This is a genomic window from Acidimicrobiales bacterium, assembly GCA_036378675.1.
Classification (GTDB): Bacteria; Actinomycetota; Acidimicrobiia; order Acidimicrobiales; family Palsa-688; genus DASUWA01.
The window spans coordinates 47,568-70,041 of the sequence record DASUWA010000013.1 but is presented as its reverse complement, the minus strand read 5'-3'; the positions used below and the strand labels follow the sequence as shown (position 1 = coordinate 70,041).

Here is a 22,474-nt window from a genome sequence, read left to right as displayed (position 1 = left end):
GCAAAGTCATCGGTGCCTATGCCGGACCGCTCTGGAAGGGGAGCTGCTCGCCAGTCTCGAGGAGCGTCTTGAGGCCGCTGAGGATCTCGCTCCAGCCGCCGCCGGCGCCACTCGACTCACTCTCACCCCTGAGCACTGCGGCCCAGATCGGCGCCCCGGTCACGTCGTGGGTGACGGTGACCTTGGTAACCCCGCCCCGGGCCGGTTCCAGGTCCCAGGTTAGTCGGGTGAACGCCTCCGCGGCCAGCTCGGGGGTCATCGTCATGCGCCAGGTCTGCACCAGCTTCCGAGGCGGGTCGGCCTCTATCACCTCGCCGTCGCTGATGACGTCCGGGCATCCCACCGCCTTCATGCCTTCGTTGGCGTGAGCCCGAAAGGCACCCCCAGGCTGCAGGTCGTACTCCAGAAGTGGGGCATATCCGTACTTCACCGTCCACTCCGGCTTGGTGATCGCCTCCCAGATCGCCTCGGGCGTCGCCTTGATGTACACCCGGTACATCTGGACTGTCTCCGTCGTCTGACTCGCCGTGGTCATTTCCGTGCCTCCAACTCGGTCTTGAGATTGACGAGCGCCGAAGCTTGGCGCTCGGTGTACTTATCGATCCACCGGTCGTGGATCAGCCGTATCGGGACGGGATTGAGAAAATGCAACTTCTCCCGGCCAGACCGGCGGGTGACGACAAGCCCCGCCCCTTCCAGCAGGCGCAAATGCTTCATCACCCCGATGCGCGTCATGTCCACCTCCGCCTCGAGCTCGGTCAACGTGCGGCCTTCGCGCTCGAAGAGAAGGTCAAGTAGGAAACGACGCGTGGGGTCCGCCAACGCCTTGAACACACGATTGTCGTCCTCCACACCGCGAGAATATACGTAACCAAATGGTTACGTGTCAACACACCCCGATAACGCCCGCACGGAAATAGACAACCGCCCGGCCAGTCTCGCCAGACCGGCCGGGCGGTGTTAGATCCCTCGGAGTTGACCGATCAAGACTCGGTCACCGCGGAGCTTGGCTAGGAGGTGGCGGAACCGCTCGCGGGTGTCCCGGACGTTCCAGGGGCGGCGCCTGATCCACGAGGACGGGTGGTCCCGGCTCCCCCACGTGGGGTCTTGTTCGGCGACGACTTCTGCGGCACCGGCCTGGTGGCGGTGTCGTTTTCACGCCGGCGGATCCGGAACGGGTCTGATCCCGGAGACACCTTCTTGTCACCGAGGTGGACGAACTGGGGCTGGATCGTCGCCCGGTCGGCCTTGAGGCTCACCTGGAGTCCGGGAGTGCAGGTGGTGGTGAAGTCCACTCCATCGACTCCCCCGTAGTCAACGAAACGGAACCGCAACGAGTGTCCTTTGGGGCCTACCTTGACTACGTCATCCTTCTCGTCCTTCACCCGGGTGACGTTGCCGATCTGACCGCGCGAAGTGATGGTTCCGGTGAACACCACCCGGTTGGCCTGGCCAGGGAGCAGCGGGTGGCTGACCCGCAGGCCCCATCCCCCGCTCGGGTTGTGCCACAGGTAGACGCCATCATCGCGTGCGTCGAAAGCGTCGGGTCGGCCTTGCACGTAAGCGGGCCAGTGCGAGTTCGTGTCGCAGTTGGCCTTACCCGGAGCGGTCGACCCCGACCCTTGCCCGGATGTCGCCGAACTCGCAGCCGCTGAAGGGACCGCTGGCGCGTGGGTAGCCGCGCCGCCGGCCGCACCCACCGCTGTCACCCCGGCTGCGATACCGCTTAGAAGCTTGAACATGGTGTTGCTCCTTGCTCGTCAGTTTCACTGCGCCGGAACGCCCGACGTCGCGTGTCAGCATCGAGCAAGGTCGTTTTCAGCCTTGAAGGGAAGTATCAAGAAATTGTGAAGAGGCCGCGCTACCAAGTTGACCCCAAGTACACCAACGAATCGCAACGTGATGCTTGTGACCAAAAGTCCGGACAATGCATTCGTCCAACGCCACATAGTGCATACTCAGCGATGCCGTCGCCTCAGTAGGTATCGGACGTTCCACAGAGGGGTGAAAATGTCATCGACTTTCCGCTACACGCGGGTCGGACTCGTCCTGTTAGCTGCGTTCATTGCAGGCTGCGGAGGGAGCAGCCGAACTTCGACAGGAAACGGTGGCTCGAGCAACTCCACAAGACCATCGGTCACCACAGCCCCTGCCGCGACCGCCCAGCCGGAATCAAGCACCACAAACGGGTCGGCGGGGGGAGCCGGCTCGGCCGCAGGTGCTGCGATCACATCGGTCGTGTTCAGTGGGACGACCTTGAATCCGACGGTGACGGTATCCGGTTCCGGCCTGGGTCAGCTGCCGGCACCCAATCCCACCTACACGCCGGAGGGCACCAACCTCTGCCCGTTGCCACCATCGGCGAACCAGGGGTACGACTACGGCACCAGTTTCTACCTGTTCGACACCAGCCGGAACTGGGCCGGAGGACGGTACAGGCCCAACCTGAATGAACTTGACTGCATCGGCCTCATCGAATCCAAGTTCACACCGAGCCAGGTGGTGTTCACGTTCGGATCGGCCTACTCCCAGTATCAGCAGAAGGACAACTACCTCCTTGCCGAGGGAGACAGCTACGAACTAGCGGTGAACGGCGCCGTGTTCCGAGGGACCGTTCACTACACGACCTGATAGATCTGGGCGCGTCGCTCAGTCGTCAAGCAGCGACGCTCGACGCCAACGCCTCGGCCGCGAGTTCGTAGGACTCGTCAACCAGACGGCGGGTGTGCCGGAAATCCATCATCGACAAGCCCTCGAATTGAGGAGCTGGAAGCACGGTCACCCTCTGATGTTCGGCAGGAAGCGGGTCTGGGCCCAGCGCGAAACGGGCTACGTCGAAGGCCTCGAGCAACGTTGCCAACGCTCCTAACCGTCCAGGAACACGTGGCCGCGAACGCGCTGAAACATCGCACACGAATATTTGCTTCGCACCTGCCGCGATTGCTCGGGCCACCGGTACTGGCACCAGCACTCCGCCATCGACATGCCGGTGCCCTCCGAGAATGACCGGCGGGAACACCCCCGGAAGGGCGGCTGAAGCGAGCAGCAAGTCGACCGCGGGACCGGTGGACCACCACGCCGGTGTGCGCGAGTCCAGATCTGTGGTGACCACCTCGAACCGGCAAGGCAGATCCGCCAGATCGACGACCGGGCAGAAGCGTCCGATCAACTGCCGCAGAGCGTCTGGGCGGCACAGGTAGTCCTTGCCGGCGGCCATGTTCGCCAGGGTGCGCACGGAACGCATGCCGAACACGTCACTGCTGCGCAGGCTCGTCCATATCGCCTCCAGTTCCGCGACCCTCTCTAGATCGGGGCGTGACGCGAGAAACACTCCGTTCAACGAGCCCACCGAACAGCCGACGATCAACTCGGGGACGAAACCGGCCTCTAGCAGCGCGCGGGCCTGCCCGACCTGGATCGCCCCGAGCACCGAGCCACCGGATAGTACGAGTGCAACGGGGGGTCCAGGAGGAGGAGTCGGCGACGGGGTGGAGCGGCGGCCGACACGGTCGCGAACGGAAAACAGCCGTCCCGTAGTGCGCTCGAACCCCTTCATACTCTTCTCATCGGCAGAAGATCCTCGAGATTGATCCCTTGATACAAGAGTTGCCACGCCGTTTGTCCCAAATGAGCCCAACCGAACCTGGTGGTGTCGATGGAATTTGTGCCGCCGCAACGACGCTACGCTCGGGCGCATGAAGAAGCTCATCATTCTTGCTGTACTCGTCGGGCTGGGATTGGTCGCCGCCCAAAAGCTCCGCTCCAGCTAACAGATCCAATCGGAGCCCGCCGGCCAGGGCCAGCAGTTACTGCGCTTGCGTCTCCACGAGGACGAAAATTCCCGGGATGGCGCGCAACCAACCCCTAGCCTCAACAGGTTGTGCTGTCCGCCCAACGAGTGACCGTGACAAGAGGGAAGCGAACCGTCCTCGAGTCGGTGTCGTTGTCGGTCGACAAAGGGTCGCGCCTCGGGGTTGTCGGGCCGAACGGCATTGGGAAGAGCACGCTCCTGCGCGTCCTGGCCGGCACTCAGGTTCCGGACGAGGGCAGGGTGGAACGAGCGCCGGCGTCCTTAAGGATCGCGTTCCTGCCGCAAGAGACCGATGCACGAGCGGGCGAGAAGCTATTGGATTATCTGGCGCGCAGAACGGGAGTGGCGGATGCGGAGGCCGAGCTCGACAAGCTGACCGAGCTCCTCGCCGCGGACCCGGATGTGGTCGACGACTACACCGCGGCTCTCGAAGTCTTTTTATCGAATGGTGGAGATGACTTCGCGACGCGCGCTTCTGCTGTGGCCCGCGAGGTCGGCCTGCCGCCAGACAAGGTGGACGTGCCGGTCTCGGAGATGTCGGGTGGCCAGGCCGCCCGGGCTCGTCTGGCCGCGGTGCTGTTGACCAGAGCGGACGTGCTGTTGTTGGACGAGCCGACCAACGACTTGGACTTCTCCGGTCTCGATCTTCTCGAAGCTGCGGTCGATCGTTTCGACGGCGCGGTGGTCACGGTGTCGCACGACCGGGCGTTCCTGGATCGGGTCGCCACGCGCATACTGGAGCTGGAGGAGCACACCCACCGCGCCAGCGAATACGCCGGGGGGTGGAGCGAGTTCGTCGAACGACGGGCCCTCGCCCGCACCCAGGCGTCTACCGCCTACGAGGCATGGAAGACCGAACGGGATCGCCTCCGGGCGCGCATCAGAGCCCAGCGATCGTGGTCCGAGCAGGGCGTGCGGAAAGTCGTTAAGCGGCCGCGGGACCATGACAAGGCGCAGCGCGGGTTCTTCGTCAACCGCACAGAAAAGCAAGCTTCCAAGGTTCGCATCTCCGAACGGGCGCTCGAGCGGCTGGGCGCGGTGGACAAACCCTGGGAGGGCTGGCAGCTGCACCTCGACCTGTCCCATGCCGGGCGGTCCGGCGACCGGGTCGTCAAACTCACCGGAGCGGTCGCGCGGCGCGGGATCTGGCAGCTCGGTCCGGTCGATCTGGAGATCGGGTGGGCGGAGCGGTTGGTGATCACCGGGCCCAACGGCGGCGGGAAGTCGACTCTATTGCAGGCGATACTCGGGCACCTGCCTCTGGTTGAGGGTGACCGTTGGGTCGGGCCGTCGGTGCGCTTTGGCGAGCTGGACCAGCGCCGGCGGCGTGCGGATCCGTCGTTGAGCCTCGCGGATGCGTTCGTGGCGGCTACATCAGTGACTGCCGAGGAAGCGCGCTCTACGCTCGCCAAGTTCGGCCTCACCGCCGCGCATGCCGGCCGCCCGGTCGGCGGTCTCTCCCCCGGTGAGCGCACTCGGGCCAACCTCGCCGAGCTGATGGTGACCGGCACCAACTGCCTTGTGCTGGACGAGCCCACCAATCACCTCGACCTGCCCGCCATCGAGCAGATCGAAGAAGCCCTCGACAGCTACACCGGCACGCTCCTGCTAGTCACCCACGACCGCTGGCTACTCGAAACCGTCGACTACGACCGGATCGTCGAAGTACGAGACGGGCAAGTTCGCTGACACGCGCGTCATAGAACTAGCTTGTAGGCCGTGAGCTTCGACCCAGAAGCCGTTCGGACCAAGTATCTCGCTGAGCGCGACAAGCGGCTGGTTCCCGGCCGCTCCGACATCCGCGACCTGCGAGCGGACGAGCACTTCTCTCGGTACCGGGACGACCCGTTCACGCCCTTCATCGAGCGCGGACCGGTCTCGGATGAGGTCGATGTTGTCATCGTGGGCGGCGGCATTGCCGGGGTCCTCGCCGGCGCCAGCCTCCGCAAGGCCGGCGTGCAGCGGATCCGCATCGTGGACCTCGCCGGCGGTATCGGAGGAACCTGGTACTGGAACCGCTACCCGGGGGTCATGTGCGACGTCGAGTCGTACATGTACATCCCGATGCTCGAGGAGTTCGACTACGTACCGACACAGCGCTACGCGTTCGGCGAGGAGATACGGCAACACCTGGAGAAGATCGCCGACCGGTACGACCTGGTGAGCGACTCGTTGTTCCATACCGGGGTCACCCGTGCCGAATGGGACGACGACTCAGCTAGGTGGCGCATATCCACCGACCGCGGCGACGAGATCGGTTGCCGGTGGTACGTGCTCGCGGTCGGGATCCTCAACCTGCTAAAGCTGCCCACCATCGCAGGGATGGAGGACTTTGCCGGGCGCTCGTTCCACTCTTCCCGATGGGACTACGAGTACACGGGGGGAGGCCCGCACGAGCCGCTGGCGCGTCTCGCTGACAAAGACGTCGCCTTCATCGGCACCGGCGCCTCAGGCATCCAGTGCGTACCGCCGCTAGCAGAATCGGCAAGGCACTTGTACGTTTTCCAGCGCACTCCGTCCGCAGTCGGTGTCCGCGGGAACCGGCCAACCGATCCCCGCTTCCGCGACGAGTGCAAGCCGGGCTGGCAGCGTGAACGGATGGACAACTTCCAGGCGATCATGCTGGGCCGCAAGGTCGATTTCGACAGCGTGGACGACGGATGGACCCACCACTACGCCGCGGTGCACCACCCTCCCCGAACTGACGGCATGACGATCGCGGACTACATGCGCGCGGGCGAGGAACTGGACTACGCGATCATGGAGGAGCACCGGCGCCGCGTAGAGGAACTCGTGTCCGATCCGGCGAAGGCGGCCATCCTAAAGCCGTACTACCGCTACCTCTGCAAGCGTCCCTGTTTCCACGACGAGTACCTGCAGGCGTTCAACAACCCCAACGTCTCGCTGATCGACTGCCCGGCGGGAATCGAGAAGATCACCGAGAAGGGTCCTGTCGTCAACGGCCGGCAATACGAGGTCGACTGCATCATCTACGGCACCGGGTTCGAGCCGGAGCTGACTCCGTTGTTCCGCCGCGCCGGTCACGAGATCGTCGGTCGCGGCGGCATCACCCTGGCGGAGAAGTGGGCTGACGGAGCAGCCACGATGTTCGGGATGATGACCCGTGGCTTCCCGAACATGTTGGTCATGCCCGCGCCTGGCCAGCAGGCCGTGGTGACTGTGAACTACACCCAGGTGGCGGTCCTCGGTGGCGAGTTCGTGGGCCGGATGGTCGAGCTTCTCGATAGGCAGGGCGTCGACGTGTTCGACGTGAGCGCCGAGGCCGAGGAAGCGTGGACGAAGCAGATCGTCGACTCCTACGTAGACAGCAGCGCCATCATGTCCGCGTGCACTCCGTCACGCATCAACAACGAAGGGCACCCGGAGCTGCTCAACCCGCGCAACGGCAACTACGGGCGCGGATTCGGCGACTGGTTCCGATACCGGGAACGGCTGGAGCAGTGGCTCGCTGAAGGCACCCTCGACGGGCTCGAGTTAGAGGCCCGGGCCAAAACATCGTGACTACGGCATCATGACCGCCGCGCGCCAGAAGGTAGCCGTCGTTACCGGTGGCGGCGGAGGGATCGGTGCCGCGGTGGCCGAGCAGCTTGGTCGCGACGGATGGTTCGTGGTGACGGTCGACCCGCTCGTCACTCTTGACGGGTCCGCCACGTTGCCCGAACCGAAGGAGACGACCGCAGCGCGCATCACCGCGGCCGGCGGCTCGGCTCGGGCGTCGTCAGCGTCGGTCACCGACGGCAACGCGCTGCGGACCTTGTTCAACGAACTCGCGGATGAGCACGGTGGGCTCGACGCAGTAGTGAACGTAGCGGGCATCACCCGCCCCACCAGCTTCGCGAGAGGAAGCGAGCAGGACTGGCTGGCAGTTCTGTCTGTGCACCTCGGGGGCTACCTGAACGTTCTCGAGGCTGCGTTGCCGATCATGGCGGCAGCCGGGCGGGGCCACATCGTCGGAGTGACTTCCGGCTCGGGGTGGCGGTCAGCTGACGCAGGGGCGTACAGCTGTGCCAAGCGCGCCGTCGCCGCGCTCACCTGGGAGCTCGGCCGCTGCGCACCCGCCGGCGTGACCGTCAACGCGATGTCGCCGATCGCGGAAACTCGAATGGTGACCGAAGCGTTGGAACGCGCCCGTCGCGCAGCTGCGGCCGCCGGCAACACCGTCGGCACAGGCGGGCTGTCCCTCGCCTCGTTGCCAGCCCCGGAAGATCTCGGGCCCATAGGTGCATATCTCGCCGGCGATGGATTCGGGTGGTGCAACGGGCGGATCTTGTTCACCGGCGGTTCCGAGGTTGCCTTCATCGACGAGCCGCGTCTGCTCGAAGTGGTGCGCACCGATGGCGCGGCATCAATTGCCCGAGTCCTCGACGCGATCGTGCCAGGCGCCCTGGCTTCTGCGGAGGCGGCACAGGGAACGACGGGCGGGGGAAACCCCCGGTTCGGTCCCATCTTCGAGGAACAGGCTTCGGGACCGCTTCCGGCTGCGACCGTGCGATCCTGCGCGGTCGTCTCCGACCGGCCCCGGTTGGCGTCCCGGCTGACAGCGGCGCTCGGAGCGCGATCAGTGGTGTGCCATGGTGTCGAAGCCAATGAAGGATTCGGCGACGCGGCCAAGCGAATCGAAGCGATCGCGGATGCGAACGGTCCGTTGGATGCCGTCGTCGTTGCGCCAACAGGCGACGCTCCTGCGGATGCCAGTGACGGACACGAGTGGGAGCGGGTGCTCGCTTCGCACCGTGGAATCGTTGATCGGATATACAGCGACGCCGGGTGGGCGCGCGCGACAGCCGACTACGCAGTTGAAAAAGAACGGCCGTTGCGGCTCGTGACTCTGACGGACGGGCGGACTTCGGGTGGCCGAAGCCGGGCCCAGGCCTCCGCGCAGCTCGCACGCGCAGCCGGCACGTCCACCAAGGGAAGGGTCAACGCCTTCGCCGTGAGCCTCGAAGCGTCCGAAGAAGACGCCGGTGCAGCGGCTGCCGAGCTGGTCGCCCATCTTCTCGCTGACCCCGACGCCGCGGCCTTGGCAGGAGCGGAGCTCGTAGTGGACTCGGACTGGTTGGGCCTGCGCAGCCATCCCCGGCCAATCGCCAGCGTCGTCTACGGTGGCCCGTCCGTGCCGGGCTGGCTCGACGCGACGCTGCGGGAAATCGCGGGAGTGGGTTCGTGACCGAAACCTTGGTCCGGGTGCCAGATCGTGTGGTGGACGCCCACGTGCACATCTGGGACCCCGCGCGCACCGACTGGTACCCGTACCTCTCGGCCACCGGGCCCGCGGTCCCGGGAGGCAGCTCCGCGATGAAGCGGCTCTTCGACGTGGCCACCTACAAGTCGGAAACGGCGCGCTGGAACGTCCAGAAGTTCGTCAACGTGGCCGCCGCGACCGGGCGTAACTCGGTCGACGAGACCATCGAGCTCGACCGCGAGGCCGCCGCCCATGGCGGACCGGACGCCATCGTCGGCGGCCTGCCACCGACTGACACGGTCGCACAAGCCATCGAGCTGATCGACCGGCAGATGGCTGCGTCCAGGTTCCGCGGGGTACGACCGATGGGGGGTTTCGATCTATCCGTCCCCGAACCCGAGGTGCTTCGCGCGCTCCAGGAGCGGGACCTCGTCTTCGAACTCATGACCCGCACGGACCAACTCGTCACAGCAGCGTCGAGACTCCAGGAAGTCGACGATCTGGTCGTCGTCGTCGAGCACACCGGGTGGCCTCGACTTGGCCCGGAAGACGAGCGAAAGATCTGGGAAACCGGCATCGACGCCCTCGCGGGAATTGGCGGGAATGTCTTCTGCAAATTGTCCGGTCTGGCCATGCCGTTTAAGTCGATGAAGGCTGACGTTTTCGCGCCTTGGATCGAGTACGCAATCGAAGCTTTCGGAGTAGACCGCTGCATGTTCGCGAGCAATTTCCCCGTCGACTCCGCGGTCGGCACCTTCGACGAGCTGTACGAGACGTACAGCAAGGTGACAGCCGGCCTCGACTCAGAGTCGCGCGACATGCTGTTCGCAGGAAACGCCGAGCGGGTCTTCCGCCTCTGACCGCGGCCGAGCAGCGGGCCTGATCCCCGGAAACCCTGTGGTTTCGGCGGTCTCACTAACAGTGGTTTCTCAACCACATGTATGTATCAAAATCGTGAGATAAGCCGACTCTCATTTGTCCGTTTAGAGAGGTATTTAACTCGGGTATAGACCGAATTGATACTTCTGCTTTCCGGGCCAGTGCGGGTGCTACCGGTGCAGAGATATCAAATAACAAGCTCACGGTTCCTACGGGGAGGACCAATGGGAACAGCGGTGCGCGGCCAGCACTTCTCAAGTCGCCCCAGAGCCTGACGTCAAAAGGTCGCCAACCACGACGTTCGGTTCCTGAAGGGCGTGGGCCGGGGAGCGCCGCCATGCGCTCCCCGGTCCGCCAAACCGCACCGGCGTTACACCGCGGCGGGGATCGCACCCTGTTCGTTGGGATCGGCTCCGAGGCTGGCGATGGAGCGTTGCAGGAGTGCGAGGCCGGCGAGTCCGGGAAGGCGGTCTACCCGCCTGTCGATTCGTTGGACTGCGGCGAGCCCGTCCGGACCGGACATCAGGTAGGTGGCCAGATGGGCGGTCTCTGCTTCCGGCATGACTCCTGAGCCGACTGGCGACCACAGACGATTGAGCGCGAAGCGGGTCAGGCGCTGGGCGCGGCGGCTGGCAGCCAGCCGCCGGTGCGCTTGGCTTGCGTAAAAGTCAATATGGCGGCCTTCCTGGCGCATTATTCGTCGGAGCAGTTCCGATAGGACAGGATGGCCTGCCCGCCGTGCGAGCTGGCTATAGCCGGCTTGGGTGGTCCACTCGTTGATCGCTCCCCATGTCATCTGTACGGTCACGAAATCTTCCCCGGCGAGAACGGAGCCGGCCATCATCATGAGCGGTCGGAGGCGTTCGGCCCATCCGAGCTGTCGGCGCATGTTGGTTACCCGGGTTTGGCCGGCCGGCTCTCCGTGCGCGGAAAGTACGGCGGCGAGGGCTTCGCCGTGCCAGAACTCCTCGAACACCCAGAACGACAGGAACGAGGTGATCTCCGCGTCGCCGTGTGCAGGGCTCACCAGAAGATCCCTCAGGTAACAGACCGTGTGGTACTCGACGTCGTGCATGTAGCGCAGACAACGAAGAGCATCGGGGCCGAGGGGTGATGTTGCGAAGCTGTCGAGCTCGAGATCGTCGAAGTGGAGGCGGTCGGTTCGGCGCTTGTAGTCCTCGATGTCGAACTCCACGCAAGGTATTCGGTGCTCTAGCCCGATTGGATGCACAAAAGTTGGTTCGCCGAGATGAACGGCGGAAGCGGTTGAGTATTGGCGCCTGTGGACGAGTCTTCACGGCGAGACTGACTCCACTCGTGGGTCAGTCGGCAGACCTCGGCTGGCCTCGAAGCGGGCACTCGAGTTATGTCGAGTCGTCGGCTGCGCCAGCCGCGAGCGCCTTGCTAAGCACCCGACGGAGGGTCTTCGCATCGCCAGCAGTGAAGTGGCCCCCGAAATGGTTCCGGATCAGCTCAAGATACGTAGGCGCGGCCCGGCGGAACGCGTTCGTGCCCGCAGGAGTCAACCTGGCAAAGGCTGATCGACCGTCGTCGGGGTTCGGCACCTTCTCTAGGTAGCCGGCTCGGACGAGCTCGTCTACCACCCTGCTGACGCGGGTCCTGCTGAGTACGACGACCTCCCCGAGGTCGAACATGCGCAGCTTCTTATCCGCCGCAGCGCTCAGCTCCAGCAGGACGTCGTACCAGGCGAGAGGCATCCCCGCATGCCGCTGCAGCTCCGCGTCGATCAGCGGCACGAGCCGGGCGTGCAGTCGGAGCATCGCCGCCCACGCGGACACGACGTCGTCGTCGCGCCAGGTTTCTTTCACAGTTCTGACATTACCACTTGATAGGTGTGTGCAGACGCACTTATACTCTGTGCGTACGCACATAACTAGGAGCGAACGACATGAAGACCATCACCCGTACAGAGCTTCAGAACCGGCTCGGCTCGATCGTTCTCCTCGAGGCGTTGCCCCGCAACTACTTCGAGGCAGAGCACCTGCCTGGCGCTCGAAACATGCCCCGCGACGAGATCGACGCTCTGGCGTCATTGCTCGTCCCGGACAAAGGGGCGGCTGTGGTCACCTACTGCGCCGGCCCCTCCTGCCCGAACTCGAAGATAGCTGCCGAGCGGCTGGAGACCCTCGGTTACACCGAGGTCTACGCCTACGAAGGCGGCAAAGAGGAATGGCTTGCTGCCGGCCTTCCCTTCGAACAAGGACTGTCGGATACCGCGGCGTGAAGCTCCAACGTCTGGAATAGAGCGCTTGCTGAGGACGCTTATGGGAACGTGAGGCGAACGGTCCTCCTCGTTTCAGGAAGCCTCCGCACGACGTCCACCAACACCGCGCTACTGCGAACGACCGCCGAGGTGGCACCCGAAGGAGTCGATTGCCGGATCTATGACCGCATCGCGCGCTTGCCTGCGTTCAACCCCGATGACGATCGCCACCCCCTGCATCCAGAGGTGCAGCGGCTCCGTGACGCCATACATCAAGCAGACGCAATCCTGTTCTCTACTCCCGAATACGCGGGAGCCCTACCGGGGTCTCTGAAGAACTTGCTCGACTGGACCATCGGCGACGAACAGGCTGGTTCTATCTACGGCAAGCCTGTCGGATGGGTTAACGCGTCGCCACGAGGCGCCGAAGGTGCACATGGCGAACTTCGGACTGTGCTGGGCTACGCCCACGCCCGTCTGATCGACTCTGCGTGCGTTCAGATGCCGGTCACCTCTCAAATGATCGGTCTCAATGGACTTATCGCCGACGCCACATCACGGGCGGCCCTCACCGACGTCCTTACAGCGCTCACAGCAGCCACGACCTCCGCGTCCGCCCCGTCTGGCTGCTAGGAGCTGCATGGTGCTGCCGGCCCGAGGCGGGGTCCCGCGGACAAAGTTCCTGGCGCGGTGACCTAGAGAGGCCTACTGAGTGGGTCCATACGCCGAAGCGCTCTCGGTAACGGTCAGGTGGAACCAGTGTTCGAGGCCGGGCAGTCCGCTCATAAAGGTGTGAACATCCTTCTCGACCTTGACCGTCACGACCCCGGCGTTCACCTTCACTGAGATGAGCTTGAGACCGCGATGCGTTGCAATCGACGCCGCCACCGCTTGGTCGATTGACCCGGAAGCGAGTCCAGCATGAGAATCGAGCACCACCGCTGCCCCTGCTTGGGCGGCGGTGTTGGCGTTGTCGCGCAAGCGCCCCTCGTCGAACAGCGGTGGGAGCAGGCCGGCGGCAAGAACTCCCACCACTGCCAGAAGCACGACAACTTTGATTGCGATGCGCACTTATCACCCCTTAGTTGCCCACTCTCGCAGATCGTAAGTCTTGGCTGGGGGACCCCTAGACCTTCACAGCCAATCGTAGAAGTCAGTGGACGACCAACTCTCTGACCCGGGCAATGGCCTCGCCAAAGGGGGGTGCCACATAGATGATCAGTCGATCGACGTCCAGTCCGGCTGCGCCCTTTACATCAGGCCATGAAGAAACCAAGGCGGTCACCAAGAAACTTTGCGGGTCGCGGCCGCTGCGGGCGCAAGCCCGCCGTGCGCTCGCAACCAACTCGGTCATCGCCGGTCCAACCGAAACGCAGATGCCGTCACCGACACCCCCCGCGAGCTCGGCCATCTTTGGACCCCGAACTCCAACAACGATCGGCGGAACGGGCACTGGGACGAGAAACCCCCTCGCGGGCGGTACATCGCCAGACCAGACCCGACGCAGCATGGTGATCGCCCGCTCGACGTCGCTTCGCCGCTCCGCGGCGTTGCGTACCGGGTGTCCCAAGGCTTCCTGCTCGATCGCGTATGTGGTCCCCGATTGCGCGCCGGCACCAATCCCAAGGAGGAGCCGACCTCCGCTGACATGCTGCAACGTCGCCGTCATGACTGCGAGGGTTCCCGGATCGCGGTTGGCGACGTTTAGGACCAGCGGGCCGATTCGGATCCGGGGAACCTCAGCCGCGAGAGCGGACAACACCGTCCAACACTCGAGCACGTAAGGCGCGTTTTGCACCGACCCTGCCAGATGGTCGTTTACCCATACACCCGCAAAGCCGGCCCGTTCGGCCACCAACGCCGCTTCGCGCACGTCCCGCCACGTTGAACCGAAGGTCTCCAAGAGGAGGTCGACCGCAGGCGATGTCATGTTGCCCGCCAACGGGCTGCGTCATGTTGCCCGCCAACGGGCTGTCCGATCACGCCTCCTTGCGCTGCGGGCGCCAGAAGGTGGCGAGGTAGCCGGCGGTTCCGCCGACGCCGACGACGAGCGCCACCCAGATCGCCTCCGACGGGTCCTGCGGCCAGTGGAACCCGGCAGCGTGGTCGATCGACCACTCGCCCGGTCCCAGGGCACCCAACACCAGCGACAGGATCGCGAGGGTGGCGACGTACTCCCAGCCTTCGGTCGGGCGGGCGGTGATGAAGAATCCCTTGTCCCGGTGATTGGTGATCCACGCCACGAGCATCAAGGACGCTGCAGCTCCATAGGCCGCCGGGGTCACCAGCCCCAAGGCCAGGAACGGAGCGACCGCCACCTCGGTCCAAGTCAACGTCTGCGCCTGGAGCGCGCCGTATTTCAGACCGAGGCTCGTCAGCCAATTCGCCATTCCCGGACCGGACTGCAGCGCCTTCACGTGCCTGACGCCGTGCGCCAGCATCACCGCGCCAACCCAGATCCGCGCCGCCAGCAAGACGAAGTTCACAGCGTTGCTCATGCGTTGTCCTCCAGGGGGTCCTAGGAACCTTAGCCAGCCGTCCGGGTCGACCGCCGTGGTGCGGCTGGACAGCCCGGCGGACAGACTGGGGCTATCTAAACGCGCAGGGGGTTTCTCGTGGACGACGTGTTATGGCTCGACGCAACTGGGCAGGCCGAACTGATTGCGAAGGGAGAGGTGAAGGCTCGCGATCTGGCCGAGTCGGCTATCGCCCGCATCGAGAAGCTCGACGGATCTATCAACGCGGTCATCCATCGGCGTTTCGACCGGGCTATGGCAGAGATCGACGCCGGGCTACCGGCCGGGCCGTTCAGCGGGGTGCCGATCTTGATCAAGGACCTCTACGCGGACTCGGCCGGCGACCCAGCCCACCAAGGCAACCGCGCGCTGCGCGACGCCGGCTGGACCGCCGAGGGCGACAGCTGGCTGGTCGCCCGCTTACGGGCAGCTGGCTTCGCTTTCCTGGGCCGGACCAACACACCCGAATTCGGCCTGGTTCCGGTTACTGAGCCGCAGGCTTACGGCCCGTGCCGAAACCCGTGGGATCTCTCCCGCTCGCCCGGCGGCTCGAGCGGCGGCAGCGCGGCGGCGGTCGCAGCCGGCATGGTCGCGGTCGCCCACGCCAGCGACGGTGGAGGTTCGATTCGCATACCGGCAAGCATGTGCGGCCTGGTCGGCCTCAAGCCCTCGCGGGGCAGGACGACTCTGGGACCCGAGGGAGATGAGAGCGGGCTGTCAGTGCAACACGTGGTGGCGCGATCGGTGCGCGACACTGCGGCTCTGCTCGACGTCCTGCGAGGACCCGGTCCGGGTGACATGGTGGTCGCCCCACCGCCCGCACGCGCGTACCGGGCGGAAGTCATGGTCCGCCCGGTACAGCTTCGGATCGGGATTCTCGATTCGAGCCCGGCCGGCGACCTAGACCCTGAGTGCCGGGCCGCGGTTCAGGCTGCCGCGCGGGTGCTCGAGCAGTTGGGTCACGCTGTCTCGGAGGACCACCCGGAGATAGGTCCGGAGGCAGGAGTTAACTTCGGCACCCGTTGGGTGGTCAACGCCAGAGCGCGCCTCAACTGGCTCGGTCGGTTGCTCGGCCGCGAGGTAACCGCCGACGATGTGGAGCCGTTGACGTGGGCCATGGCTTCGGTTGGGCAGACCTTGTCGGGGGTGGACTACGCCGCGGCGGTGGCTGCCGGCAGCGCGCTCGCTCGCCGGTTCGGACAGTGGTGGGAGGATCACGATCTCCTCGTCACGCCGACCCTCGGCCAGCTCCCACCTCTCATTGGGGAGCTCGAGCCGCCGGCCGACGATCCGTTCTCCAACCAGCAGCAGACCGGCCTGCTCGTGCCGTTCACGATGCACTTCAACGCGACCGGCCAGCCAGCGATCTCGCTCCCCCTTCACGTCAGCGCGTCCGGGCTGCCGGTGGGCGTGCACATCGTGGCGGCCTACGGGCGCGAGGATCTCCTCATCCAGGTGGCAGCCCAGCTCGAGGAAGCCGCAACATGGAGGGACCGCCGGCCGGCGCTCTGACCAAGCAGGACGTCCAACGGTCAGGGCGAACAAGTATCTAAATGCGCGGGCGAAGAGGCGTGGGTCCGGTGAAGGTCGCAGCGGCGTTTGGCGGATCCCTGGCGCTGCTGGGTGGCCGAGCGCTCGCCCTGTCGGGCCCAGCTCCTTCCGCCTCGAGCGAAGCGCACCCGTCCGCCGCCGTCACTGTCAACACCTTCGACACCCAGCCCGTAGTGCTTACGGGAGCCGACTTCCCGGCGTGGACATCGGGACCGGAGGCGACAGTCAGGGCACCCCAAGCGCCTACCGACTACTCGGTGTTCGACGCTCAAGGCACTGAGCCGGCGGCCTTGCGAAGCGACTGCTATCAATCGAAAACTCACCCCGACACAAACGGCGCCACCGACTCCAACCACGGCGACCACGAGTGCTTCCAGGGAAGCCAGCTTCCTGTCCGAACGGTCCTCAAAGGCGTTCCGGCCCAAAGCCTGCTCGGCTACAGATGGACAGTTAAGGGCTTCGAGCAGATCCCCTTCCAGGTCGACACCAAGTGGGAGCACTACATCTCGAACAACGCGTCCGGTTTCGCGTTCTATTCCGGCGTCGACCAGATGCTCACCTACACGTTCGACTACGAGCCGTTCCGCTACACGTCCAACCCGTCGTTCGATCCCTCCGATCCAACTGATGTGTGCCGGGCTCAGCCACCCGCCGGCCAACCTGGAGCGACGGCCGACCCGAACGCGGCCTTGATCGACACCGACGAACTGTCGTTCATGGCGCGCGACTCCGGCACCCAAGCACCCTCGACCGCCGCCCTGCCGCAGGGGATCGTGCAGGCGGAGAAGGTCGAGCTGGTCGATCCCGCTACTCACATCACGCGTTACGTCTATGTGATGGAGTCCGCGATCGGTCCCAACAAGCGGCCGGTCGTGTCGCCCGCATACACGGCCGCCCACTCCCCTTACGTCCGTTACTCCCCCGGGGCCAACGCCGACATGTTCGCCTATGCCCAGAGCAACTATTCCGACTACGGCAATGCGCCGGTCGGGCCGGTTTGCTCGACCAATGCAAACGGCGTTCCGCAACCAGTCGTAGGCCGCGGCTTCAAGGTCACCAACGGCCAGTTCCAGCTCGATCCGTCCACCTTCGTCCGCCGAAGAACCCTAGACACGGCGACGGTCGATACGCCGCGATACGCCTTCACGTATGGCGATTCGTCAGCGAGTCACTCCTTGGCCGGTCGTTGGATCATGGACGGTTTGCAGGTCTCCCCCGACGACAAGGGTTTCAGCAAGGGCGACTACGGAACGAGCATCGTCGATCGTTTCAAGGGCCGAGCCTTCCAGCAATCACCGGGCGGCAACACTCCCTGTTGCGGCTACGAGGACGAGCAGGTCAACTGGAACGGATCTTCGGTGACCATGGGAATTCGCGTCGGTCCGGTCCGCGACATCCGGGTCACTTGGGGCTCGGACTCCGGCACGAATGTCACCCGCACCGACACCTTCTACCCCTACTCGATCGACCACGAGTACAACCTGCGCGTGCACCCCATCCCGCCGCTCGACGGCATCTACACGCAGTGGAACATGAACGCCGGCGCGGTCACCACCTACTACAACCCCGAGAATTCGGCGGGCGTACCCATCACCGGCATCAACCCCGTCCTGATGGGCGACACCACTGACTTCGTCGGCACCAGCGGCGTCGCAGAATCGAGCAATGACAGGCTCGGCCGAGCAGAGCAACAACTCAACGGTGGGAAGCCGGTCACCGTGGGCAACCCCGACAAGTCAGGCTGCAGTGCGCCGCTCCCGGTCGACATACCAGTGGTCGGCAGGCCCGACGACTGTGTCTACGGATCGTTCAACAGCTCCGATCCAACCTTCTCGGGAGCGGCACCCACCCTGCTGCAATGGGAAGAGATGACCGGTCCCGCCGGCACCATGGTCGAGAAGTGGTCGATCGACCAGAACAACAACCAGAGCCCCGGCGGCGCCCAGGGCCTGGCAGAGGCGGTCCCCTACTACGTAGACGACTCTTGCTTCGACGACGGGACAGGGAACTCACCCGGCCCGCAGGTCGACCCACGCAGCATCGATCCGACGACATGGGGGTTCGCGAATGAAAACGGGCATCCTGTAGCGGTTTCGCCTGCTCCCGCCCCGGCCAACCGCTATTCAGGCCTGGTCAAAGACGACGGTCAGACGTACAACGGCGAAACGACCTACCAGCGCCGGTGCTGGAACCACAACGCCAACGGCACGCCGTACAACATCCCAGGCACCGCCACTTACAACCCGAAGCTGCCGGCTCAGCAACCCGACTCTTCGCCGGACAGCAACTTTGGCCCTCAAGGCGACGTGCGCTACTTCGAGGGCGATATCGCCACCCACGGGCTGCACCTGCTGTTCACCTCCGACTCCGACAATGCCAATCTGACCACCTCGGTCGACGAGGTGGACTCGGTCGACCACCAGGTGATCCTCCCGCCCAACCAGGGGAACGTCGGCGATGCCTTCAGCGCGCAGTACACCACGCCCATCGAGACCGTGGTAGCACCGTTCGGTGGAGCATCCGGGATCACTTCACCGCAGCCGTACGTGCGCGGTTCAGGGGTTCCGTCTACGCCGGTCAGCGGATCAGCAGGAACGGGCTCGTCGAGCTAATTGTGGGCCTCCCCTAGGATCGACGTAATGCGATCCTCGGGTGCGCGATGACCTATCCGCTGTCGATACTGGATCTCGCGACGGTCAGCGGGAATCAAACCGTTCGCGAGAGCTTGGAAGCCACGGTCGTCCTCGCCAATCTGGCGGAAGAAGCGGGGTACCACAGGGTCTGGTATGCCGAGCATCACAACATGGCGTCCATCGCGTCGTCGGCAACCAGCGTCCTCGTCGCCCACGTCGCCGCAAATACCAAACGGATCAGGCTCGGCGCGGGCGGGGTCATGCTGCCGAACCATTCGCCATTGATCATCGCGGAGCAGTTCGGGACCCTCGCGGAGCTGCACCCCGGCCGGATCGACCTTGGACTGGGCCGCGCACCGGGGAGCGACCAACTCACCCAGCGGGCTTTGCGCCGCGACCCGATGGCCGCCGAATACTTTCCGCAGGATGTGGTCGAGCTCCAGGGCTATCTCAGCGGGACGAGCAGGGTCCCTGGCGTGGAGGCGACGCCCGGTACGGGCACCGGGGTGCCGTTGTACATCCTGGGGTCCTCGCTGTTCGGGGCGTCGGTCGCCGCAGCGCTCGGACTCCCGTTCGCCTTCGCATCGCACTTCGCTCCTGATGCACTCGAGCAAGCGGTCGCCCTGTACCGCGAGCGGTTTCAGACTTCAGAGCAACTCGACCGGCCCCACGTGATCGCCGGCGTCAATGTCGTCGTCGCCGACACGACTCCCAAGGCGCACGACCATCTCCTGTATGCCCAACGGCGCCGGGTCGCTCGTTTTCTCTCCCGCAGCGACCAGATCACCGATGAAGGGGCTGACGCGCTGTTGGAATCACGGGCGGGACAACAGGTCCTGCGCATGATGGAGTACACCGCAGTCGGCGATCCACCCGCAGTAAGGCGGTACCTCGACGATTTCGCAAGGCACGCCGACGCCGACGAGCTCATCGTCACTCTGTTGTCGCCCGGCCTCGAGAACCGGCTGCGAGCTGCCACCCTCCTCGCGGAAGCTGCCAAGCTGTCGGCCGCGTAGACAGAGCTCATCCCCGACCTTCCGTGCTGGTCGTTCCGAGCGGACTCATCGATACTCCTGAGCAGCCATCGAGGCTCGAGCGACGACTCGGCGGGGCACGACTCGTAGCACGAGCTTGGTTGCGCCTCGAGAACCGCTGTGTATTAGGCCCGCGGGGGAAGCAGGATGGCACGGATGCGGATGCCGCCGGGGGGGTCGAAGTTCATCATTGCGTCGCTGGTGGCATTGACTGCAGCGATCCTTTGGACGACCGAGGTGCGTGCGCACGCATTTGGGCGGCCCGTCGCGAATCCCGCTCCCAGGTTTCGGCCTCCTGACGCGCCTTCTCCGGCGCTCCCCACGCTCGGTCCTATTCAAACGGTCGACCAGAACGACGTCGGAGACCCGTTCATCCTCAGCGTGGCGCCAGGTGTCGAACCGCCGAGCGGCCTCCCCTACGCCAGCTATGGTCCCGACGCGTACGTGTCGTCGGCGTGGACCCCGGCTAGTGAGGCCTCCGCCGTTCGCGACGGGTGGTATGTGTTGTTTGGTACGACCGACTGGCAGTCGAACGTCCCGACTGCCGTTTCGATCGATGGGATCCACTGGACGCAGGCGCCCGACGCTCTTCCGGTGCTCCCTAGATGGGCCGCGCCGAGCATCAGCATGACCTGGGCGCCGGCCGCGCTTCACGTCGGCAACCGGTGGATTCTGTACTTCAGCACCGAGGAGTCGAGCAGCCGGCTCGAGTGCATCGGTCGAGCCGTGGCATCGCAGCCTGCTGGTCCTTACGTGGACAGCTCGACACGGCCGATGCTCTGCCAGCGCTCGCTGGGCGGATCGATCGACCCGAGCGTCGTCGTCGATTCGGGCGGGGAGTATCTGGTGTGGAAGAACGACGGCAATTCCTCCAGCAAGCCAGACTTCCTCTGGAGCCAGAAGCTGAGCGGGGACGGGCTGGATCTGATCGGCGAAGCCCACCGCCTGCTTGATGCGTCTGCGCCTTGGACCCGAGGGATCATCGAAGGCCCTGCGATGGTCCCCTCCGTCGCAGGGGGCTACTGGCTGTTCTACTCGGGTGGAGGATGGGAGTCCAGCAGCTACGGCACCGGGCTGGCTCATTGCGCCACCGTCACCGGTCCCTGCGCCGATACCAGTGGCAAGCCGTATCTGGCCACGTCAGGCAGCCTGATATCGCCGGGCGGGCTGGACACTTTCATCGGCCGCGACGGTCGGACGTGGGCGGCGTTCACTGCACTCGTCCTCGTGCCATCCACGTGGCATCCCGGCCGGTACTACTACAACCGGGTGCTCGACGTCGCGCCGATGCTCACTCGCTGAGAACTCCGACTCCTCGCCATCAGGATGAACAGAAGGATCGACGCCGCGGTCGCGTAGCAAATCTGGCCGATGCCTATTTGGTGCTGGTTACCGAGGATCACGGCGGCGTAATAAGGCTCGGCGAGCGCCGCCGGCAACACCAGCCAGGGAGCACCGCACATGACGCCGAGCCCGGCCAGCACGACCGCGTACCAGGGCTGCACCGGCGAAGCGACCAGCAGGATCACCGCCAGAATCACGGCAGTTGCCAGATATGGCTGTATGTTCGAACGCAAAACGGTGACGACACCGATCGTGACGGTCCCCGCGGCGAGCGCCACCAACGATTTGCCGTCGACAGGGAGCAGCCCGAGGATCAAAAAACGTCTCCCGCTGCTGTAGTGCTCCTCCTGGAGGTAACCGGGCAGGTAGCCGACGATTCGAGTGCCGACCGCCGCCACGTGCGGTGCATATGCAAGCGCCGACACCCCGACCGCGCCCGCGAGCATCCGCAACCGACCTTGGCGCCAACCGGCCAGCAGGGCGACGCCCGGATACAGCTTCACCATGGTCGCCATCCCGATCAGAACGCCGGCGAGGAACTTCCGCTCGCGCCGTAAAGCCAGGAAGGCTGCGATTAGTAGGAGAAGCCCGACCCCGTCGACGTGACCGTTTCCGGCAAACTCGATCACCGGGAGCGGGGACAGCGCGTACCAGGCGACCCCGCGCGGGTCTCGTTTCAGCTCCCGCAGGCCGATGATCATCAAGCCGATGGTGGCGAAGTCCACCAGACCTCCGGCCACCTGCCACTTGCGAATCCCCTGACTGGGATCGGCTACAGCTACCGAGTCGAACCACGCCTCGGCGACGGGTGGGTAGATCGTGCGCGCGTCGGGCCGGTTGATCGTCGTGCAGGACGGACCGGTGCCTGCTCGAAGGTGGGTGCATTCAGGCTGGCCTGGGAAGTAGGTGGGCGTGCGCAGCCGGACCAGTTGCGGCGCGTCGGGAGGATAGCGGTACGGGTCGACACCGGAAAGCTGAACGTGAGCGTCCCATCCGTACCGGTACAGATCGTTGGAGATCGAAGGGGTGGTGCCCGTGACTGCGGCGATCCGAAGGGCGGCCGCGGTTACCAATATCGCGCCGAGCGCCCATTTCCGAGAAGGGATCCGGTTGGCAGCCCATCCGCCGGCGATCCACAGAGGCACCCAGGCGGCGATGAGAACGACGAACGTCCAGCCCGCTCCGACCAGTGAGTGCTGCGCGATGAACCAGGAGAGCGCTGTCGCTACAGCACCGCACGTTGAAAGTACCAACAGAGCCACGCGCGGTGACCGGACGA

General features: G+C 65.0%; 21 protein-coding genes. 11 read left to right on the top strand and 10 right to left on the bottom strand.

What is annotated here, in order from left to right; genetic code table 11:
• Positions 1-16: 16 nt before the first annotated feature.
• The 3 genes from VFZ97_04905 to VFZ97_04895 form a co-directional block, all read right to left on the bottom strand.
• The gene (locus tag VFZ97_04905) at positions 17-535 is read right to left on the bottom strand and encodes an SRPBCC family protein (GenBank protein HEX6392756.1); all 519 of its coding nucleotides are present in this window, start codon (positions 533-535) and stop codon (positions 17-19) included.
• A complete protein-coding gene (locus VFZ97_04900) occupies positions 532-852 on the bottom strand; it encodes a metalloregulator ArsR/SmtB family transcription factor (protein HEX6392755.1) in 321 nt (106 codons plus the stop codon). Before VFZ97_04900 ends, VFZ97_04905 begins: the two co-directional genes overlap by 4 nt.
• 158 nt (positions 853-1,010) lie before the next feature.
• Positions 1,011-1,742 carry a hypothetical protein gene (locus VFZ97_04895; protein HEX6392754.1) on the bottom strand — a complete coding sequence of 244 codons (732 nt, stop codon included), beginning with the start codon at positions 1,740-1,742 and terminating at the stop codon, positions 1,011-1,013.
• A 268-nt stretch (positions 1,743-2,010) separates the two neighbouring features.
• Here VFZ97_04895 and VFZ97_04890 point away from each other — a divergent pair, with 268 nt between their 5' ends.
• Positions 2,011-2,631, top strand: coding sequence for a hypothetical protein (locus tag VFZ97_04890; GenBank protein ID HEX6392753.1), 621 nt, complete (start codon positions 2,011-2,013; stop codon positions 2,629-2,631).
• Positions 2,632-2,656: 25 nt separating this feature from the next.
• Here the strand turns inward: VFZ97_04890 and VFZ97_04885 are convergent, their stop codons facing one another.
• Complete coding sequence (locus tag VFZ97_04885; protein HEX6392752.1) at positions 2,657-3,556, bottom strand: patatin-like phospholipase family protein; 900 nt, start codon at positions 3,554-3,556, stop codon at positions 2,657-2,659.
• Between the two features lie 348 nt (positions 3,557-3,904).
• Between VFZ97_04885 and VFZ97_04880 the strand changes: the two genes are divergently transcribed.
• From VFZ97_04880 to VFZ97_04865, 4 genes are read left to right on the top strand one after another with little or no spacing between them, the layout of a single operon-like run.
• Entirely contained in the window at positions 3,905-5,500 is a 1,596-nt protein-coding gene (locus VFZ97_04880) for an ABC-F family ATP-binding cassette domain-containing protein (protein ID HEX6392751.1), read from the top strand.
• A gap of 30 nt (positions 5,501-5,530) precedes the next feature.
• Positions 5,531-7,333, top strand: a complete 1,803-nt coding sequence (locus tag VFZ97_04875; GenBank protein ID HEX6392750.1) for an NAD(P)/FAD-dependent oxidoreductase — start codon at positions 5,531-5,533, stop codon at positions 7,331-7,333.
• A 10-nt stretch (positions 7,334-7,343) separates the two neighbouring features.
• Complete coding sequence (locus tag VFZ97_04870) at positions 7,344-8,999, top strand: SDR family NAD(P)-dependent oxidoreductase (protein ID HEX6392749.1); 1,656 nt, start codon at positions 7,344-7,346, stop codon at positions 8,997-8,999.
• Positions 8,996-9,874, top strand: coding sequence for an amidohydrolase family protein (locus VFZ97_04865; protein ID HEX6392748.1), 879 nt, complete (start codon positions 8,996-8,998; stop codon positions 9,872-9,874). Before VFZ97_04870 ends, VFZ97_04865 begins: the two co-directional genes overlap by 4 nt.
• A gap of 389 nt (positions 9,875-10,263) precedes the next feature.
• On the opposite strand, the gene VFZ97_04860 is transcribed toward VFZ97_04865, so the two are convergent.
• A complete protein-coding gene (locus tag VFZ97_04860; protein ID HEX6392747.1) occupies positions 10,264-11,088 on the bottom strand; it encodes a ferritin-like domain-containing protein in 825 nt (274 codons plus the stop codon).
• A 169-nt stretch (positions 11,089-11,257) separates the two neighbouring features.
• Complete coding sequence (locus tag VFZ97_04855; protein ID HEX6392746.1) at positions 11,258-11,722, bottom strand: MarR family transcriptional regulator; 465 nt, start codon at positions 11,720-11,722, stop codon at positions 11,258-11,260.
• Positions 11,723-11,802: 80 nt separating this feature from the next.
• Here VFZ97_04855 and VFZ97_04850 point away from each other — a divergent pair, with 80 nt between their 5' ends.
• Together VFZ97_04850 and VFZ97_04845 are read left to right on the top strand one after the other, a co-directional pair.
• A complete protein-coding gene (locus VFZ97_04850) occupies positions 11,803-12,138 on the top strand; it encodes a rhodanese-like domain-containing protein (GenBank protein ID HEX6392745.1) in 336 nt (111 codons plus the stop codon).
• A 48-nt stretch (positions 12,139-12,186) separates the two neighbouring features.
• Positions 12,187-12,750, top strand: a complete 564-nt coding sequence (locus VFZ97_04845; GenBank protein ID HEX6392744.1) for an NADPH-dependent FMN reductase — start codon at positions 12,187-12,189, stop codon at positions 12,748-12,750.
• A gap of 72 nt (positions 12,751-12,822) precedes the next feature.
• Here the strand turns inward: VFZ97_04845 and VFZ97_04840 are convergent, their stop codons facing one another.
• From VFZ97_04840 to VFZ97_04830, 3 genes are all read right to left on the bottom strand, one after another.
• On the bottom strand, positions 12,823-13,188 hold the full coding sequence (locus VFZ97_04840) for a hypothetical protein (GenBank protein HEX6392743.1): 366 nt from the start codon (positions 13,186-13,188) through the stop codon (positions 12,823-12,825).
• An 82-nt stretch (positions 13,189-13,270) separates the two neighbouring features.
• On the bottom strand, positions 13,271-14,047 hold the full coding sequence (locus VFZ97_04835) for an LLM class flavin-dependent oxidoreductase (GenBank protein ID HEX6392742.1): 777 nt from the start codon (positions 14,045-14,047) through the stop codon (positions 13,271-13,273).
• Between the two features lie 49 nt (positions 14,048-14,096).
• Entirely contained in the window at positions 14,097-14,615 is a 519-nt protein-coding gene (locus VFZ97_04830; GenBank protein HEX6392741.1) for a DoxX family protein, read from the bottom strand.
• A gap of 117 nt (positions 14,616-14,732) precedes the next feature.
• Here VFZ97_04830 and VFZ97_04825 point away from each other — a divergent pair, with 117 nt between their 5' ends.
• The 4 genes from VFZ97_04825 to VFZ97_04810 all read left to right on the top strand — a co-directional run bounded on the left by VFZ97_04825 (position 14,733) and on the right by VFZ97_04810 (position 21,153).
• The gene (locus tag VFZ97_04825) at positions 14,733-16,145 is read left to right on the top strand and encodes an amidase (GenBank protein ID HEX6392740.1); all 1,413 of its coding nucleotides are present in this window, start codon (positions 14,733-14,735) and stop codon (positions 16,143-16,145) included.
• 68 nt (positions 16,146-16,213) lie between these two features.
• Positions 16,214-18,796, top strand: coding sequence for a hypothetical protein (locus VFZ97_04820; GenBank protein ID HEX6392739.1), 2,583 nt, complete (start codon positions 16,214-16,216; stop codon positions 18,794-18,796).
• Positions 18,797-18,843: 47 nt separating this feature from the next.
• Positions 18,844-19,833 carry an LLM class flavin-dependent oxidoreductase gene (locus tag VFZ97_04815; protein HEX6392738.1) on the top strand — a complete coding sequence of 330 codons (990 nt, stop codon included), beginning with the start codon at positions 18,844-18,846 and terminating at the stop codon, positions 19,831-19,833.
• 174 nt (positions 19,834-20,007) lie between these two features.
• Entirely contained in the window at positions 20,008-21,153 is a 1,146-nt protein-coding gene (locus VFZ97_04810) for a glycoside hydrolase family 43 protein (protein HEX6392737.1), read from the top strand.
• Here VFZ97_04810 and VFZ97_04805 read toward each other — a convergent pair.
• Positions 21,111-22,457: a glycosyltransferase family 87 protein gene (locus tag VFZ97_04805; protein HEX6392736.1), complete on the bottom strand. Its 1,347-nt coding sequence runs from the start codon at positions 22,455-22,457 to the stop codon at positions 21,111-21,113. The genes VFZ97_04810 and VFZ97_04805 overlap by 43 nt on opposite strands.
• Between the last annotated feature and the right edge of the window lie 17 nt (positions 22,458-22,474).

Coding starts and splice junctions, on each gene's coding strand:
- VFZ97_04835 (HEX6392742.1), bottom strand. CDS start 14,047: ATGACATCGCCTGCGGTCGACCTCCTCTTGGAGACCTTCGGTTCAACG.
- VFZ97_04895 (HEX6392754.1), bottom strand. CDS start 1,742: ATGTTCAAGCTTCTAAGCGGTATCGCAGCCGGGGTGACAGCGGTGGGT.
- VFZ97_04890 (HEX6392753.1), top strand. CDS start 2,011: ATGTCATCGACTTTCCGCTACACGCGGGTCGGACTCGTCCTGTTAGCT.
- VFZ97_04830 (HEX6392741.1), bottom strand. CDS start 14,615: ATGAGCAACGCTGTGAACTTCGTCTTGCTGGCGGCGCGGATCTGGGTT.
- VFZ97_04885 (HEX6392752.1), bottom strand. CDS start 3,556: ATGAAGGGGTTCGAGCGCACTACGGGACGGCTGTTTTCCGTTCGCGAC.
- VFZ97_04850 (HEX6392745.1), top strand. CDS start 11,803: ATGAAGACCATCACCCGTACAGAGCTTCAGAACCGGCTCGGCTCGATC.
- VFZ97_04905 (HEX6392756.1), bottom strand. CDS start 535: ATGACCACGGCGAGTCAGACGACGGAGACAGTCCAGATGTACCGGGTG.
- VFZ97_04815 (HEX6392738.1), top strand. CDS start 18,844: ATGACCTATCCGCTGTCGATACTGGATCTCGCGACGGTCAGCGGGAAT.
- VFZ97_04810 (HEX6392737.1), top strand. CDS start 20,008: ATGCGGATGCCGCCGGGGGGGTCGAAGTTCATCATTGCGTCGCTGGTG.
- VFZ97_04870 (HEX6392749.1), top strand. CDS start 7,344: ATGACCGCCGCGCGCCAGAAGGTAGCCGTCGTTACCGGTGGCGGCGGA.